We start from the raw sequence: 716 nt of genomic DNA on the forward strand, positions 1-716 counted from the left end.
TTTAATGACCCAAGTTTTACGCAAGACCCATCACAATTGCGAGCGGACTTGCTTTTGGTGCCTTTGTCAATGGTTTAGATGGACAGGCTAAAACCATTGCTGCGGGTTCTCAAGAGATTCCACAACCAACAAATAATAATTTCGTTGATTTTAAAATGACTTATATTGGTGCGACTAAAACGATGTCGATTACCTATGGAACACAATCTTGGACACAAGATGTTTCAGCTTTTGTTGGAACGAATCAGGCCATGTCATTTTCAATTGCCGCGTCAACTGGTGCCAATATGAACTTACAACAACTTCGTAATGTTGAGTTTACTTATACGGTTGCTCAAGGTTCAGTAATTGCTAACTATGTTGACGATCAAGGAAATACGATTGCTCCGTCAGTAACAACAAGTGGAGACATTACAACAGCTTACACGACAGAGCAAAAAAATATTCCAGGATATACTTATCAATCATCAAATGGAGCAGCACAAGCAGGAAACTATACGGTTAATGATCAAACTGTAAATTATGTTTATACTAGAAATCAAGGAACGATTGATGTAACCTACATTGATCAGACGACAGGGCAAGTTTTGACGAAGAAAGATTTGTCTGATGGAACTAATGACCCCGGCGAGTTACGTTATGATGCGAGGTTAAATTGAAAAGACGGAGCCGCAGCGAAAGCGAGTCTGAATAGGGCGAATTAGTATGTAGTCGTA

At 39.7% G+C, this 716-nt stretch carries 1 protein-coding gene; it reads left to right on the forward strand.

The window, feature by feature from the left end; genetic code table 11:
* Positions 1–182 precede the first annotated feature (182 nt).
* Positions 183–659, forward strand: coding sequence for a MucBP domain-containing protein (locus BABA_RS24460; RefSeq protein ID WP_040347476.1), 477 nt, complete (start codon positions 183–185; stop codon positions 657–659).
* Positions 660–716 lie beyond the last annotated feature (57 nt).

It is taken from the genome of Neobacillus bataviensis LMG 21833, from assembly GCF_000307875.1.
Classification (GTDB): Bacteria; Bacillota; Bacilli; order Bacillales; family Cytobacillaceae; genus Neobacillus; species Neobacillus bataviensis.

Excerpts from the sequence above, each read along its gene's own strand:
- BABA_RS24460 (WP_040347476.1), top strand. The coding sequence starts at position 183 with ATGTCGATTACCTATGGAACACAATCTTGGACACAAGATGTTTCAGCT.